Raw genomic sequence first — 16068 nt, 5'->3', positions numbered from 1 at the left:
TCGCGTTTTAGAAGGTTTCTTCTCTACAAACTGTGTAAACAGTGGTAGGCGAGAAATTGAAATACACCGTTTCTATTTATAGAAACACTTAGGTTAAGCTACTAAGAGCACACGGTGGATGCCTAGGCGCTAGGAGCCGATGAAGGACGTGGCGAACAACGATAAGGCCTCGGGGAGCTGTAAGCAAGCTGTGATCCGGGGATGTCCGAATGGGGAAACCTAACTGGATTCATCTCCAGTTACTCACACCTGAATACATAGGGTGTGCAGAGGCAGACGAGGGGAACTGAAACATCTAAGTACCCTCAGGAACAGAAAACAAGAGTGATTCCGTCAGTAGCGGCGAGCGAACGCGGAACAGCCCAAACCAATGAGCTTGCTTGTTGGGGTTGTGGGACGTCTCTTTGGAGTTACAAAGGAGTATCGTAATTGAAGAGGTCTGGAAAGGCCCGCTAAAAAAGGTGAAAGCCCTGTAGATGAAATGATGCTCTCTCCGAGACGGATCCCGAGTAGTGCGGGGCACGTGAAACCCCGTATGAATCTGCCAGGACCATCTGGTAAGGCTAAATACTCCCTAGCGACCGATAGTGAAGCAGTACCGTGAGGGAAAGGTGAAAAGGACCCCGGAAGGGGAGTGAAATAGAACCTGAAACCGTGTGCTTACAAAAAGTCAGAGCCCGTTTTATGGGTGATGGCGTGCCTTTTGTAGAATGAACCGGCGAGTTACGTTCCCGTGCAAGGTTAAGGTGAAAAGCCGGAGCCGCAGCGAAAGCGAGTCTGAATAGGGCGACTGAGTACGTGGACGTAGACCCGAAACCAGGTGATCTACCCCTGTCCAGGGTGAAGGTACGGTAACACGTACTGGAGGCCCGAACCCACGCACGTTGAAAAGTGCGGGGATGAGGTGGGGGTAGCGGAGAAATTCCAATCGAACCTGGAGATAGCTGGTTCTCCCCGAAATAGCTTTAGGGCTAGCCTCGGAAGGTGAGTCGTGGAGGTAGAGCACTGATTGGATGCGGGGCCCGCAAGGGTTACCAAGTTCAGTCAAACTCCGAATGCCACAGACTTTATTCCGGGAGTCAGACAGTGAGTGCTAAGATCCATTGTCGAAAGGGAAACAGCCCAGACCATCAGCTAAGGTCCCCAAGTGTGTGTTAAGTGGGAAAGGATGTGAAGTTGCACAGACAACCAGGATGTTGGCTTAGAAGCAGCCACCATTGAAAGAGTGCGTAATAGCTCACTGGTCGAGTGACTTTGCGCCGAAAATGTAACGGGGCTAAACACACCACCGAAGCTATGGCTTGATACGTTAGTATCAGGGGTAGGGGAGCGTTGAATGAAGATTGAAGGTGTACCGCAAGGAGCGCTGGACCTCATTCAAGTGAGAATGCCGGTATGAGTAACGAAAAGATCAGTGAGAATCTGATCCGCCGAAAACCCAAGGATTCCTGAGGAAGGCTCGTCCTCTCAGGGTAAGTCGGGACCTAAGGCGAGGCCGAAAGGCGTAGTCGACGGACAACAGGTTGAAATTCCTGTACCACCGAAAGCCGTTATGAGCAATGGGATGACGCAGGAGGATAGTGACGCGGACTGATGGATGTCCGTTCAAGCAGTGAGGCTGGTATGTAGGCAAATCCGCATACCGCAAGGCCAGGCTGTGATGAGGAGCGAAAATTGTAGTAGCGAAGGTCATGATTTCACACTGCCAAGAAAAGTCTCTAGCCAGGAAGCAGGTGCCCGTACCGTAAACCGACACAGGTGGGTGAGAAGAGAATTCTAAGGCGCGCGGAAGAACTCTCGTTAAGGAACTCGGCAAAATGACCCCGTAACTTCGGGAGAAGGGGTGCCCCGGTAGTGTGAATAGCACGAGGGGGCCGCAGTGAAAAGGCCCAAGCGACTGTTTAGCAAAAACACAGGTCTGTGCGAAGCCGCAAGGCGAAGTATACGGGCTGACGCCTGCCCGGTGCTGGAAGGTTAAGGGGAGTGGTTAGCGCAAGCGAAGCTATGAACCGAAGCCCCAGTAAACGGCGGCCGTAACTATAACGGTCCTAAGGTAGCGAAATTCCTTGTCAGGTAAATTCTGACCCGCACGAATGGCGTAACGATTTGGGCGCTGTCTCAACGAGAGATCCGGTGAAATTTTAATACCTGTGAAGATGCAGGTTACCCGCGACAAGACGGAAAGACCCCATGGAGCTTTACTGCAACTTGATATTGAACTGGGGTGCGATTTGTACAGGATAGGTGGGAGCCGTAGACATCGGAGCGCAAGCTTCGGTTGAGGCGCCGTTGGGATACCACCCTGATCGCATTTGAGTTCTAACCTCGTACCGTGATCCGGTACAGGGACCGTGTCAGGTGGGCAGTTTGACTGGGGCGGTCGCCTCCTAAAGTGTAACGGAGGCGCCCTAAGGTTCCCTCAGAATGGTTGGAAATCATTCGAAGAGTGTAAAGGCATAAGGGAGCTTGACTGCGAGACAGACACGTCGAGCAGGGACGAAAGTCGGGCTTAGTGATCCGGTGGTACCGCATGGAAGGGCCATCGCTCAACGGATAAAAGCTACCCTGGGGATAACAGGCTTATCTCCCCCAAGAGTCCACATCGACGGGGAGGTTTGGCACCTCGATGTCGGCTCATCGCATCCTGGGGCTGAAGTAGGTCCCAAGGGTTGGGCTGTTCGCCCATTAAAGCGGTACGCGAGCTGGGTTCAGAACGTCGTGAGACAGTTCGGTCCCTATCTGTCGTGGGCGTAGGAAATTTGAGAGGAGCTGTCCTTAGTACGAGAGGACCGGGATGGACGCACCGCTGGTGTACCAGTTGTTCCGCCAGGAGCATCGCTGGGTAGCTACGTGCGGAAGGGATAAGCGCTGAAAGCATCTAAGCGTGAAGCCCCCCTCAAGATGAGATTTCCCAGTATGTAAGACCCCTTGTAGACGACGAGGTCAATAGGTTGGGGGTGGAAGTGCCGCAAGGCATGGAGCTGACCAATACTAATCGGTCGAGGGCTTATCCAAATAAAGCTAACACGCGATGTTTTCGTTTTCGGATTCAGTTTTCAGGGAGCAACACACCTGCACGTTTGGTAATGATGGCGGAGGGGTTCCACACGTACCCATCCCGAACACGACCGTTAAGCCCTCCAGCGCCGATGGTACTTGGACCGCAGGGTCCTGGGAGAGTAGGACGTTGCCAAGCGAAGCAAGACGATTGACCGTTTCGAGGAGAGATCCGGCGAAACGGTGACTATTCCCTGATAGCTCAGTTGGTAGAGCACTCGACTGTTAATCGAGTTGTCACAGGTTCGAGTCCTGTTCGGGGAGCCATATGGAGAGGTGTCCGAGTTGGCCGAAGGAGCACGATTGGAAATCGTGTAGGCGTCACAAGCGTCTCGAGGGTTCGAATCCCTCTCTCTCCGCCACAAGTAAGGCCCGTTGGTCAAGTGGTTAAGACACCTCCCTTTCACGGAGGTAACAGGGGTTCGAGTCCCCTACGGGTCATATCTTTTCTTTCATTACATTGTTAAGTTTAGTAACATTGCTTATAAAAATAACTTGACAATGCTAATCAAAAAATGATATAATATGTTTTGTGTCACAATGGAGGTTTAGCTCAGCTGGGAGAGCATCTGCCTTACAAGCAGAGGGTCGGCGGTTCGATCCCGTCAACCTCCACCATAGAATACTATAGTAAGAAAAATGACGCGGGGTGGAGCAGTCCGGTAGCTCGTCGGGCTCATAACCCGAAGGTCACAGGTTCAAATCCTGTCCCCGCAATTAATCTGGAACCGTGGTGTAGGGGTTAACATGCCTGCCTGTCACGCAGGAGATCGCGGGTTCAAATCCCGTCGGTTCCGCCATTAATTGCTTTATAAAAGTATCAACTCACTACATTAATAGATGGTTATCATCGTGATTGAGTAGAAGAGTCGACACACAGCAATACATTAGACTACGGCTCGGTAGCTCAGTCGGTAGAGCAGAGGACTGAAAATCCTCGTGTCGGCGGTTCGATTCCGTCCCGAGCCACCATTTAGCTTAATGTATAACACTTGCCGGTGTAGCTCAGTTGGTAGAGCAACTGACTTGTAATCAGTAGGTCGGGGGTTCAAATCCTCTCGCCGGCACCATCTTTTTTTTATTTATTGTGGAGGCTTAGCGAAGTGGCCAAACGCAGCAGACTGTAAATCTGTTCTCTCCGAGTTCGGTGGTTCGAATCCATCAGCCTCCACCAGTTTTGAAGGGGCATAGTTTAAAGGTAGAACAACGGTCTCCAAAACCGTTAGTGTGGGTTCAATTCCTGCTGCCCCTGCCAATATAACATTAATGATTTATTTTATAGCATGGCGATCGTGGCGAAGGGGTTAACGCACCGGACTGTGACTCCGGCATTCGTGGGTTCAAGTCCCATCGGTCGCCCTTTTTATTGGGGATTAGCCAAGCGGTAAGGCAACGGACTTTGACTCCGTCATGCATAGGTTCAAATCCTATATCCCCAGCCATTATTTACTTTTACTTAAATGATATGTAAGCGGACGTGGCTCAGCGGTAGAGCATCGCCTTGCCAAGGCGAGGGTCGTGGGTTCGATTCCCATCGTCCGCTCCAAATTTTACAATATAATATGGCGCCATAGCCAAGTGGTAAGGCACAGCTCTGCAAAAGCTCTATCCCCAGTTCGAATCTGGGTGGCGCCTCCAGTTATTTTTTAAATTCTTGCGCCCTTAGCTCAGCTGGATAGAGCGTTTGACTACGAATCAAAAGGCCAGGAGTTCGAATCTCTTAGGGCGCGCCATTTTAGCTCTTATGTTTTAAATGGAAGTACCAAAAAAATAGCATTATTTTTACTTAGCCGGTGTGGCGGAATTGGCAGACGCGCGCGACTCAAAATCGTGAGGGAAACCGTGGGGGTTCGAGTCCCTTCACCGGCATACACATGAAAAGCACTAGATCATTTGATCTGGTGCTTTTTTTATTTGCTTTTTTAGAATCACACAGCATACTTGTTCAGTATGTAGTATGTAGTATGTAGTATGTAGTATGTAGTATGTAGTATGTAGTATGTAGTATGTAGTATGTAGTATGTAGTATGTAGTATGTAGTATGTAGTATGTAGTATGTAGTATGTAGTATGTAGTATGTAGTATGTAGTATGTAGTATGTAGTATGTAGTATGTAGTATGTAGTATGTAGTATGTAGTATGTACTTAAATTGAATATATGTATAAGTTAATCTGATAATGCACAAGGGCTCCCCGTCTAAGGTCTAGGATAAAAAACCACCTGTAGTCCATTTTGCAGAATACAATTCTACTTTACAATGTGTATATAAGGCAAAGACAAAATTTGCTACAACCAGATAGGAAAGTGAAAAGGTACTTGCTTTACAATCTTAAAGTATTGTTATCTGGCTAAAGATCAACATCTAAGAAGCGTATACCGAAAATGATGAATACCAATAACGAGGTAAAGGAGGTGGAACATTTGCGCATAAATCGTAAAAGTATAGCTGCTTTTGCATTAATTTTCATCGGTGTGTTGATGGTTTTTGGCAAATTTTTACCCGAAGTACATAGTCTACTCAGTTATCTGATAGGACTATTATTCCCAGTCGCATTACTTGTACTTGGATATTATGCTTTACAAAGCGGACATCGATTTTTGGGAATTGCATTATCCGTTATAGGTGCATGTATCCTATTTGCTAAATTGTCTTGGATTATCGGGCCTGCTATTGGAATCGCATTAATATGGTGGGGTTATTCATTACTAAAAAATCGTCATCATCAACAAGAACAGAATAGAATGTTCTAAACAGATCATATTCTTTATGTAAATCACTTCTTATTGTTGATGTACAGGCTGTGAATGGGTAACATTCTAATAAAGCGATTTATATTGTACGATATAAAGATAATAAGATGTTATTACGAAATATTGTAAGTTATTTTTGAAAAAAGTAGTAAAATATTAGTAATAGTTGATTTCATCTGTTATTCATACTTGTTCGATATGATGCAATACGATATAGATGAATATCAAAAAAGATCACTTGTGATCAAGCAAGGGAGGGAGCAATTATTCATGAACGTTTTTAAACGTGTACGTGATATTACAGTGGCTACTTTAAATGAAAGATTAGAACAGAGTCAAGATCCTGTGAGAATGATTGATCAATTTCTTTTAGATACACGACGTGCTATTACAGAAGCTGAACAATTGCAACATCATGTGACTCAACATACACGTCAGTTAAAACAACATGTAGATCAGGCATCTGCGATGCGTCAAAAGCGCGAAGAACAAGCGATGTTAGCTCTACAGGCTGAAGAAGAAGATTTGGCTCGTATGGCTTTGCAAGAAAAAGTGATGTATGAAGAAAAAGAAAATCAGTATTCTGAATTGTTGGATCAAAATACAGAAGCTTTGCGAGAAGTACAGGCTCAATTAAATACATTAAAATCAGAGTACCAAGCAGTCTATAGCAAACGTGAGTATTATTATGCTCGTATGGAGACTCTTCGTTTGCAACAACAGATGAATCGTCGTTTTGGTAATGCGGTACAAAGCACACCACAAGCATTTGGACGATTAGAAGATCGCATTTCCGATTGGGAGATTGAAGCCAAAGCATTACGGGATTTGCGAAATGGTGATTCTTATTCTTCTGTTTCAGGCACAACGAATGGTGTGTCGTTAGATGAGGAATTGGAACGGTTAAGACGTAAGCTTGATGCAGATCGTAAGGAGGAGTAATATGCGTCCGAAGTTATATCGTTCAAATCATGATCGGATTTTGACGGGACTTAGTGGCGGTCTAGCTGAATATTTTCAGATTAATCCTACGTTGTTGCGGGTTCTGTTAATATTAAGTATTCCTTTTACTGGAACAACGACAGTGTTGATCTATATTATTGCTGCACTGATTGTACCTAAACAACCGCCAGTATATCGTCCTTTTGAACAAAGTCCTTTTCATGAAGAATATCAAGAAGATCGTTATGGTCCGCGTCAAAGTTATGGCGGATACTGGGGTACTTCACAAAATGCGTATGAACCTAATACGTATGATGCTCCACACAAAAGCAATTCTCGTTATTTTGGGAAAAATCGCCCTCCACAACAAGCTCCAGATCAGACATCCAAATCAAATGGTGATCTTGATTCGATGATGGAAGGTATTGAAAATAAAGCTTTACGTAAAGAAGTAGAACAATTAAGAAAAAAAGTCGCTCAATATGAGAAGGGAGATTTATAATATGGGAGTTTTTAAAAGATTGAAAGATATGACTAAGGCATCGGTGAATGATTTACTAGATAAGGTAGAAGATCCAATTGTAATGTTAAATCAATATCTGCGTGATATGGAAGCAGAAATTCATCAAGCAGAGGTTACTGTAGCTAAACAAATGGCAAATGAACGTCGTATGAAACAACGTTTTGACGAAGCTGCACGTGTAGGTATGCAACGTGAAAGCCAAGCAACCGCTGCACTTAAAAATGGTCAAGAAGAAGTGGCACGTAAACTGCTAGAAGAAAAGTTGTATTTTGATCAAAAATTCACTGAGTATTCTGAAATGCACAGCCAAGCTAAAGAGCAAGTGACAGATATGATGAACCAATTGCATGAAATGAAAGACGAATTCTACAAAATGCGTAACAAACGTAATGAATTGGTTTCTCGTGCTCAAATGGCAAAAGCGAAAAAACAAATGGCTCAAGTAAGTTCTGTAAATTCAATTGATAAAGGCGGCGCTTCGCTTGGATTTAACCGCATGGAAGAAAAAATCATGCAAATGGAAGCAGAAGCAGATGTAATGCGTGCTCCTTACCGTTCTGGTTATGGATCAAGCCCGTATGTGAGTGCAGAAGATGCAGAAAAACAACTTAGAGTGGATGAGCAATTGAATTTGCTGAAAAGTAAATTAGCACCTAAAACTATTGAATCTAATCCATCTGAAGGTCCATCTCTTTCTAAAGAAGATACACAATATTAATTTGTTCTTTTGAGCAGACTAAGTGTTCATAGATGTTATATAGCTATTCATAGATGTAAATCATAGTTATTAAAATGACAATATGATATGCTAGAACAGGCGAAGCCATACAGCGTATGTGTCATCATGCGGGTATGGCTTTTCTATTATTAGCAGTAAAGGAGGTGCGGTTATGGGGAGAAAAAGAAAAATATTTGCAGTTTTATTAATTGCGATTGGCTTGCAGGTGCTTTTGGGTGTATCATTTGGCTTTTTTACGGTTGCCGCACTTCTTTTGTTGCTAATTGGAATTATGCGTTTACGTAGTGGAGCGATGAGACAAGGGTATATTTTCGGTGGTATAGGATTAGGGTTATTGTTATTAGATCATTTGATGATTGTGGTCGGGGTTACTTTGATATCGCTAGGATGGTTTTATGTACATGCTAATAAAGCACATCGGGGACAACCTTATCGTTTGAAACAAGGATTTATCACAAATATGCGTTATGATCGTGAACCGTGGATGATGCAAAGTTCTAGTTCATGGCATGCTATCGGAGATATTGATTGTGATCTATCGCTGGCTATGCCTGATGAATCGGAGACTGTTCTTTATTTTCAAGGAATATTAGGAGATCTGGACTTTTCGATACCAGAAGATTATGGTGTAGAAATTGAAGCATATTTATTGTTTGGTCAGATTGGCTGTGAATCGAATGGATATCCTATAGCAGAACGGCAACAAGGAGTGCAAAATCGATTGCAATGGAAATCTGCTAATTATGCTACCAGTAAACAAAAAGTGAAGTTGGTTATTTCGTATATTGCAGGAGATTTAAATATTCGATTATCCTCGTAATATGTTTATACAAAAGTAGACTTTTACAGCAGTAGCAGTAGCAGTAGCAGTAGCAGTAGCAGTAGCAGTAGCAGTAGCAGTAGCAGTAGCAGTAGCAGTAGCAAGTATGCTATTTCTATCAAGCTAATGAATGGATAAAAGGTACTAAATTTTTTAAAAGTCAGAAAAGCAGGAGGACTTGATACGTGAAAAAAAGAAAACCTGCTGACTTGATTGTCCGCAGTATGAGTGAAGGGGTTTTATTGTCCTTCTTATTACTGGTTATTATTATCTATGTACTATATACCTCTGGTCATTTGAAAATAGATTTATCATGGCCTTCTTTATTACAGACTGGTGCAGCGTTATTGGTACCGGTTATTGTTGTAGGTGCATTATATGGTTTGTATCATGCGCTTAGGCTCAAAATGCGTCTGGATAAATTACGGGATACGTTATTGATGTGGGAAAAAGGCAATTGGTCGCAAGCGGCTCCTCAATGGGGCAATGATGAATGGTCACGACTGGGTGAGCAAATTGATCGCATCGGTAAAAAGTGGGAAGATCAGATCAGTAGTCTGCAACGTTTATCTACTAACAATGCGCAATTGGCAGAACAAGCTAGAATTACAGCTATTATCGAAGAACGTCAGCGTTTAGCGCGAGAATTGCATGATGCAGTCTCTCAGCAGTTGTTTGCGATTTCGATGACAGCGACAGCGATAGGACGTACTTTTGATAGTAATCCAGCCCGTGCTAAGCGTCAGGTTGAATTAATCGAAGAAATGTCATCTGTTGCACAATCAGAAATGAGAGCGCTACTATTGCATCTTCGCCCTGTATATTTAGAAGGGAAGCGTCTATCTCAGGGGTTACGGGAATTAATTCGCGAATTACAAGCCAAAATTCCGATGGAAATTACTTTGGATATGGATGATGACCTACGGTTGTTAAAAGGAGTAGAAAATCATATTTTCCGTATTGTACAGGAGTCTTTATCAAATACACTACGTCATGCCAAAGCCGAGCGAATGGAGATTCGGATCGTGCAAAAGGTAGATTCTGTACGGGTAACTTTGAAAGATGATGGGATCGGATTTGAATTAAACGAAACCAAACAAGCTTCTTACGGCTTATCTACAATGAGAGAACGAACAAATGAACTCGGAGGCACTATTCAATACATAACTGCTCCTGGAAAAGGAACACGTATAGAGATTGTGATTCCGATTGTGACTTTAAATACGGAAGAAAGCAGGTGGGGATAATACAATGGAAAACGATGAGCAATTGATCAAAGTATTATTAGTCGACGATCATGAGATGGTTCGTATTGGACTTGCGGCTGTACTAGACACAGAAGACGGTATTGAAGTGGTGGGTGAAGCAAGTAACGGAGAAGAAGGGATTCGTCTTGCACAAGAATACAAACCGGATGTCATTCTAATGGATCTTGTGATGGAAGGTATGGACGGTATCGAAACAACAAGACGTGTATTGCAGATCAACTCTGATTGTAAAGTGATTGTACTGACAAGTTATTTGGATGATGAAAAAATGTATCCTGTGATCGAAGCAGGTGCTTTCAGTTATTTGCTTAAAACATCGCGTGCAAGTGAAATAGCAGATGCTATTCGAGCTGCTGCTAGAGGACAATCGGTGCTGGAATCACAGGTGGCTTCTAAAATGATGAGTCGCTTTCGTGAGCCACTTGAACGTGCACTTCATGAAGAATTAACAGATCGTGAAATGGATGTCCTTCGCTTACTAGCACAAGGTAAATCCAATCAAGATATTGCAGATGAATTAATTATCGGTATCAAAACGGTCAAATTCCATGTAACAAATTTGCTAGCCAAGTTAGGTGTAGAAGATCGCACACAGGCTGCAATTTATGCGTATAAAAACGGATTAGCCGAGTGATACACTATTTGCGTACAGGTATCAATTTTATTTGCAAAAGATATAAGTACTTCTTATAGTGGTCAGATAGCGATAGATAGGGTAATTATGGTAGAATACGTTTACCACATTACAGATTTTACATAGAAAGTTGAGGAGCTATGACTGGAAAACAAAATCTTGAGACATTGCAGACACCAAGTGCGGTATTTTTCATTTTTGGAGCAACCGGGGATTTGGCAAGACGTAAATTGTTTCCTGCTATTTATAGTTTGTATCGTGAAGGTAAACTTGCAGAGGATTTTGCAGTCATTGGTGTAGCGCGTCGACCGCGTACCAATGAAGAATTTCGGGAAGATCTCCATCAGTCTATCATAGAGTTTTGTCGCTACAAGATCGGAGCCGAAGAAGATTGGACTCGATTTGCAGAACATTTTGAATATAAATCGTTAGATATTAACAATGTCGCCGGTTTCCAAGAGTTAAAAGAACAAACAGAAGTGATTGAGAATAAGTACGGTATCCCAGGCAACCGATTCTTTTTCTTAGCACTTGCACCTGAACTATTTGGCAGTGTATCGCTTAACCTTCGTGCAGGTGGCATGATGGATGGTACAGGCTGGAATCGTCTGGTGATTGAGAAGCCTTTCGGATATGATCTGGAATCTGCACGCAAACTTAATGCAGAGATCAATGAAGTGTTTGAAGAAGATGAAATTTATCGGATTGACCACTATTTGGGTAAAGAAATGGTGCAAAATATCGAAGTGATTCGATTTGCGAATGCTTTCTTTGAACCGTTGTGGAACAATCAGCATATTTCAAATATTCAGATTACGCTTAGTGAAACGGTCGGAGTCGAAGAACGTGGTGGATATTATGATCATTCCGGTGCATTGCGTGATATGGGACAGAACCATATGTTGCAAATGTTAGCGATGATCGCGATGGAACCGCCAAGTCGTCTATTACCTGAAGATATTCATGATGAAAAAGTAAAAGTGCTTCGTTCTCTTCGTGCATATATGACACCAGAAGAAGTGGATCAAAATGTAGTACGTGGTCAATATACAGCAGGTGAATCTAAAGGTAAAACATTACCTGGATATCGTGAAGAAGACAAAGTAGATCCTGCTTCTAATACAGAAACGTATTTTGCAGCACGATTATTTGTAGATAATTTCCGCTGGTCAGGTGTACCTTTCTATATTCGTACTGGTAAACGTCTACCTGTCAAAACAACGGAAATTATTGTTGAATTCAAGCGGACACCAACAAATGTATATCTTGGACAGCGTCATAATCTAGAGCCGAATCTATTGGTTATTCGTGTCAATCCAATGGAAGGTATTTATATCAAAATCAATGCTAAAAAACCAGGTTCTGATTCTGAAATTCAACCGCTTGCGATGGATTTCTGTCAAAGTTGTATGATCGGAATCAACTCGCCAGAAGCGTATGAAAGCTTGATCGAAGATGCAGCCCAAGGAGATTCGACATACTTTACCCGTTGGGATGAAGTATCTGCGGCTTGGAGCTTTATCGATCATATTGCGGATGCATGGGCACAGAACCCTACAGATGTAAAACCATACCCTGCCGGTTCTTGGGGACCCGATGCAACTCATCTATTGCTTCAGCAAGATGGATATCATTGGTGGCCTGTGAATGGTCAAGATGAAGATGATGTGATCTGGCAAATGGGAAGTAGCAATTAACGCTGATGGTTATCTAGTTTTGCTATATGTGTAAGTAAGTCGTTTCCTTTACTGCTATTTGGCAGTGAGGAAGCGGCTTTTTTGTTTTGAAGTATGCTAGAAAGAGAGACTTTTATAAAAGATAAACATCGGGGATAGCCTTCGGTTACTTGGTCGTGAAACAGGAATTGACATGTTAAAAGAAGCAGTCCGTACTCAACTTGAAGAGATTGACGCAGAGATACGCAGGTTGGACGAACTCAAGACAAGTCTGATCTTTTTGTTGAGGAAAGAAGATGCGGAAATCGTGAGCTATGTAGAATCGTTCCGACGTAGCGACAAATAGGAAGCGTCCGCGATTTCTTCTCTTATTTTGTGTCGTAAATGTGTTATAATAGAGGGATGAACCAAGAGGAGAAGGGAACGTGGAAATGAGTAAAACGATAGATCAAGCTTTGCAAAATGAAGTCGACAAACGCAGAACGTTTGCCATTATATCTCACCCGGATGCCGGGAAAACAACATTAACAGAAAAATTATTGCTATTCGGGGGCGCTATCCGTGAAGCGGGTTCGGTTAAAGCTCGTAAAGCAAATAAACATGCGACCAGTGACTGGATGGCGATTGAGAAGCAACGGGGTATCTCGGTTACTTCTTCAGTGATGCAATTCGATTATAATGGACATCGTATTAATATACTGGATACACCGGGTCACCAAGATTTTAGTGAAGATACGTATCGTACATTAACTGCGGCAGATGCAGCAGTGATGTTGATTGACGTTGCTAAAGGTGTAGAAGCACAGACGATCAAACTATTTAAAGTATGTGCTCAACGTGGTATTCCAATCTTTACTTTTATTAACAAATTAGACCGCGAAGGACAAAGTCCTTTTGAATTGATGGAAGAATTAGAGCAAGTACTAGGTATTCGTTCTGTACCTATGAACTGGCCGATCGGTATGGGACGCGAGCTGTCTGGTGTCTATGATCGGATGAAAACACAGGTTGAATTGTTTAATGGGAAAGACCATTCTACAATTGAAGTGCAAAAAGTAGAAGATTATCGTGATCCAATTATTAAAGAAATGGCTGGCGAGTTTTTGTATGATCAACTTTGCCAAGATATTGAGTTGTTGGATGTAGCAGGTGATCCTTTTGATTACGATAAAGTATTACGTGGTGAATTAACGCCTATCTTTTTCGGTAGTGCAGTTAATAACTTTGGTGTGCAGACATTCTTAGAAAATTTCTTGGAGCTTGCACCCAAACCAGAACCCCGTCGTAGTACAGCAGGTATGATCGATCCAATGAATGATAAGTTCAGTGGATATGTATTTAAAATTCAAGCGAATATGAATCCAGCTCACCGTGACCGGATTGCCTTTTTACGTGTAGTATCCGGTAAGTTCGAACGTGGTATGAGTGTTCGTCATGTACGTGTAGGTAAAGAGATCAAACTGGCACAACCACAACAATTTTTGGCACAGGATCGTGATATTGTCCAAACGGCTTATCCTGGCGATATTGTTGGTTTGTTCGATCCAGGTATTTTCCGTATAGGAGATTCGTTAAGTCAGGGTTCGGATATTATTTTCGACGAATTGCCTACGTTCTCGCCTGAGATTTTTGCTAAAGTGACTGTAAAAAATGCACTTAAGCACAAGCAGTACCAAAAAGGAATCGATCAGTTGACAGAAGAAGGTACGATCCAAGTATTTAATACTGTTAGCTTTGATGAAACGATTCTAGGCGTAGTAGGACAACTGCAATTTGAAGTATTTGAATATCGGATGAAAAATGAGTATGGTGTAGATGTACAATTGCAACGGATGCCTTTCCAATTTGCACGCTGGATTATTACAGATAAAGTAGATGCTTCCAAATTCCGTATCAACTCTACACTGGTTAAAGATAAAAAAGGAAATCATGTTGTCCTATTTGAAAATGAGTATGCGATGCGTACAGCAATCGACAAAAATCCAGATGCTCAGTTTTTGGAAATGGCTCCTTAATCAGAAATATAGCATATGCTTATGAAAAGCTTGGAGGTTACAATATGCCTAGAAAGCAGTATGCCATTATTGGTATCGGACGCTTTGGTTCTAGCATTGCCAAAACATTGAGTGAAATGGGCTTTGACGTATTGGCTATCGATTCAGATGAACACCGTATACAAGAAGTATCCAAAATCGTAACTCAAGCCGTAACAGCTGATTCTACCGATGAAGAAGCTTTGCGCTCATTGGGATTACGTAACTTTGATGTAGTCGTTGTTGCGATTGGAGAAGATATTCAATCCAGTATCTTAACAACACTGATTCTTAAAGAAATGGATATTCCAACGATTCTGGTGAAAGCACAAAATGAACTGCATGGTAAAGTATTAACTCGGATCGGTGCAGACAAAGTCATTTTCCCGGAACGTGATATGGGTGTGCGGGTAGCGCATCATTTAACATCACCGAATGTGCTAGATTATATCGAAATATCAGAAGATTACAGCATAGTGGAAATGAAAGCGTCTGAGCCGATGATCGGTTCGAATCTAAAAGAACTCAATATTCGTGTCAGATATAGCTGTAATGTAATGGCGATCAAACGTGGCAGTCAGATGAATATTGCGCCTTCACCGGATGAGCGTCTCAAACCGGATGATATTCTGGTTATTGTTGGACAAAAAAATGATCTGCTTAAAATGGAATTAGGTCTGGAAGAATGACCGAAATTCTATCGACCCAGAATGCTAAAGTCAAGGAATGGGCGCAATTGCTTGAGAAAAAGCATCGGGATAAGCAGGGTAAATTTATTGTAGAAGGTATTCATCTAGTGAGCGAAGTTCTTCGCAGTGATTGGGATATCGATTGTATCGTCTATGATACAGAGAAAGGCATTCCTGCTGAGTTGCGCGAAGATATCGCTCATTATTCTGGTGGAGCTCAGTATATTGCGGTATCTGAAGCTATACTTGCCAAATGTACAGATACCAAAACGCCACAGCCTGTTTTTGCTATTGTATACAAACGTAATGCGCTCACAGATCGCTTGCTTGAGATAGAGCATAGTCTAGTGATGGTACTGGATAATGTACAAGATCCGGGCAATGTGGGCACGATTATTCGTAGTAGTGATGCGGCAGGGGCAACTGGTATTGTACTTGGTAAAGGTTGCGCTGATCTGTATAATCCCAAAACGATTCGTTCGACGATGGGTTCCTTGTTTCATTTGCCTGTGATTGAAAGTGATCTTAGTGAACTGTTACCTGTTGCGAAGCAAAAAGGGCATCTAGTGCTCAGTACATCGTTACAAGCCAGTCAATCTTGTTATGAATTTAATTTTACAGCAGGCGCTTGGATCGTGATCGGCAATGAAGGCAAAGGCATTTCAGCAGAAGTATCGCAGTTAGTGGATCAGCATATTTTGATTCCGATGCAAGGACAAGCAGAATCGCTAAATGCGGCGATGGCATCGACGATACTGTTATTTGAAGCGATGCGTCAGCGGATATCTTAATCATCTACTATAAAGATTAAATATAACAAAAAGGAACTTCATCTAAAAAGAGAAGTTCCTTTTTTGTCTTAGCTACCGTGTTAGTATGGCGTAAAGCATAATATACATTTTATACAATAGCAGTCTTGCAAAAAAACGAAAATA

The 16068-nt window shown here is 42.7% G+C and carries 11 protein-coding genes, 16 tRNA genes and 2 rRNA genes; all 29 read left to right on the top strand.

The genetic code is table 11. The features are described 5' to 3' along the window. The first annotated feature begins 91 nt into the window (after positions 1 to 91). The 29 genes from QE450_RS15490 to QE450_RS15350 all read left to right on the top strand — a co-directional run bounded on the left by QE450_RS15490 (position 92) and on the right by QE450_RS15350 (position 15924). A 23S ribosomal RNA gene (locus tag QE450_RS15490) occupies positions 92 to 3015 on the top strand. A 64-nt stretch (positions 3016 to 3079) separates the two neighbouring features. Further along, positions 3080 to 3196: ribosomal RNA gene (gene rrf / locus QE450_RS15485) — 5S ribosomal RNA — on the top strand. Positions 3197 to 3248: 52 nt separating this feature from the next. Beyond that, positions 3249 to 3324, top strand: a tRNA-Asn gene (locus tag QE450_RS15480). A gap of 3 nt (positions 3325 to 3327) precedes the next feature. Continuing rightward, positions 3328 to 3419 (top strand) — tRNA-Ser (locus QE450_RS15475). Positions 3420 to 3426: 7 nt separating this feature from the next. Further along, a tRNA-Glu gene (locus tag QE450_RS15470) sits at positions 3427 to 3498 on the top strand. Positions 3499 to 3599: 101 nt separating this feature from the next. After that, positions 3600 to 3675: transfer RNA gene (locus tag QE450_RS15465), tRNA-Val, on the top strand. Between the two features lie 25 nt (positions 3676 to 3700). Then, a tRNA-Met gene (locus QE450_RS15460) sits at positions 3701 to 3774 on the top strand. 7 nt (positions 3775 to 3781) lie between these two features. Further along, positions 3782 to 3857 (top strand) — tRNA-Asp (locus QE450_RS15455). Positions 3858 to 3953: 96 nt separating this feature from the next. After that, positions 3954 to 4029: transfer RNA gene (locus tag QE450_RS15450), tRNA-Phe, on the top strand. A 22-nt stretch (positions 4030 to 4051) separates the two neighbouring features. Beyond that, positions 4052 to 4127: transfer RNA gene (locus tag QE450_RS15445), tRNA-Thr, on the top strand. 19 nt (positions 4128 to 4146) lie between these two features. Beyond that, positions 4147 to 4231, top strand: a tRNA-Tyr gene (locus tag QE450_RS15440). A 7-nt stretch (positions 4232 to 4238) separates the two neighbouring features. After that, positions 4239 to 4312: transfer RNA gene (locus tag QE450_RS15435), tRNA-Trp, on the top strand. A 31-nt stretch (positions 4313 to 4343) separates the two neighbouring features. Beyond that, positions 4344 to 4416: transfer RNA gene (locus tag QE450_RS15430), tRNA-His, on the top strand. Between the two features lie 8 nt (positions 4417 to 4424). Further along, positions 4425 to 4499, top strand: a tRNA-Gln gene (locus QE450_RS15425). 29 nt (positions 4500 to 4528) lie between these two features. Next, positions 4529 to 4603 (top strand) — tRNA-Gly (locus QE450_RS15420). Between the two features lie 18 nt (positions 4604 to 4621). Further along, a tRNA-Cys gene (locus QE450_RS15415) sits at positions 4622 to 4695 on the top strand. A gap of 18 nt (positions 4696 to 4713) precedes the next feature. Continuing rightward, positions 4714 to 4790, top strand: a tRNA-Arg gene (locus tag QE450_RS15410). Between the two features lie 56 nt (positions 4791 to 4846). Beyond that, positions 4847 to 4926, top strand: a tRNA-Leu gene (locus QE450_RS15405). 553 nt (positions 4927 to 5479) lie between these two features. Beyond that, the gene (locus QE450_RS15400) at positions 5480 to 5809 is read left to right on the top strand and encodes a hypothetical protein (protein ID WP_274171902.1); all 330 of its coding nucleotides are present in this window, start codon (positions 5480 to 5482) and stop codon (positions 5807 to 5809) included. A 270-nt stretch (positions 5810 to 6079) separates the two neighbouring features. Further along, positions 6080 to 6751 carry a PspA/IM30 family protein gene (locus tag QE450_RS15395; protein ID WP_307300362.1) on the top strand — a complete coding sequence of 224 codons (672 nt, stop codon included), beginning with the start codon at positions 6080 to 6082 and terminating at the stop codon, positions 6749 to 6751. Between the two features lies 1 nt (position 6752). Beyond that, positions 6753 to 7253, top strand: a complete 501-nt coding sequence (locus tag QE450_RS15390; protein WP_301264077.1) for a PspC domain-containing protein — start codon at positions 6753 to 6755, stop codon at positions 7251 to 7253. A 1-nt stretch (position 7254) separates the two neighbouring features. After that, positions 7255 to 7992: a PspA/IM30 family protein gene (locus QE450_RS15385; protein ID WP_274171904.1), complete on the top strand. Its 738-nt coding sequence runs from the start codon at positions 7255 to 7257 to the stop codon at positions 7990 to 7992. A 172-nt stretch (positions 7993 to 8164) separates the two neighbouring features. Further along, complete coding sequence (gene liaF / locus QE450_RS15380; RefSeq protein WP_273613546.1) at positions 8165 to 8833, top strand: cell wall-active antibiotics response protein LiaF; 669 nt, start codon at positions 8165 to 8167, stop codon at positions 8831 to 8833. A gap of 185 nt (positions 8834 to 9018) precedes the next feature. Beyond that, positions 9019 to 10080: a sensor histidine kinase gene (locus QE450_RS15375; protein ID WP_307300357.1), complete on the top strand. Its 1062-nt coding sequence runs from the start codon at positions 9019 to 9021 to the stop codon at positions 10078 to 10080. A gap of 4 nt (positions 10081 to 10084) precedes the next feature. Further along, complete coding sequence (locus QE450_RS15370; protein ID WP_273613544.1) at positions 10085 to 10735, top strand: response regulator; 651 nt, start codon at positions 10085 to 10087, stop codon at positions 10733 to 10735. Between the two features lie 140 nt (positions 10736 to 10875). Beyond that, a complete protein-coding gene (gene zwf, locus QE450_RS15365) occupies positions 10876 to 12432 on the top strand; it encodes a glucose-6-phosphate dehydrogenase (protein WP_273613543.1) in 1557 nt (518 codons plus the stop codon). A 410-nt stretch (positions 12433 to 12842) separates the two neighbouring features. Then, a complete protein-coding gene (locus QE450_RS15360; RefSeq protein WP_273616355.1) occupies positions 12843 to 14426 on the top strand; it encodes a peptide chain release factor 3 in 1584 nt (527 codons plus the stop codon). Between the two features lie 8 nt (positions 14427 to 14434). Next, positions 14435 to 15133, top strand: a complete 699-nt coding sequence (locus QE450_RS15355) for a potassium channel family protein (protein WP_307302729.1) — start codon at positions 14435 to 14437, stop codon at positions 15131 to 15133. Continuing rightward, a complete protein-coding gene (locus tag QE450_RS15350) occupies positions 15130 to 15924 on the top strand; it encodes a TrmH family RNA methyltransferase (protein WP_274171910.1) in 795 nt (264 codons plus the stop codon). The genes QE450_RS15355 and QE450_RS15350 overlap by 4 nt, the downstream gene beginning before the upstream one ends. The last annotated feature ends 144 nt before the right edge of the window (positions 15925 to 16068 follow it).

Origin of the sequence: Paenibacillus sp. SORGH_AS_0306 (assembly GCF_030819345.1) — a bacterium.
Lineage (GTDB): Bacteria > Bacillota > Bacilli > Paenibacillales > Paenibacillaceae > Saccharibacillus > Saccharibacillus kyungheensis.
This window is presented reverse-complemented; position numbering and strand designations above follow the sequence as displayed.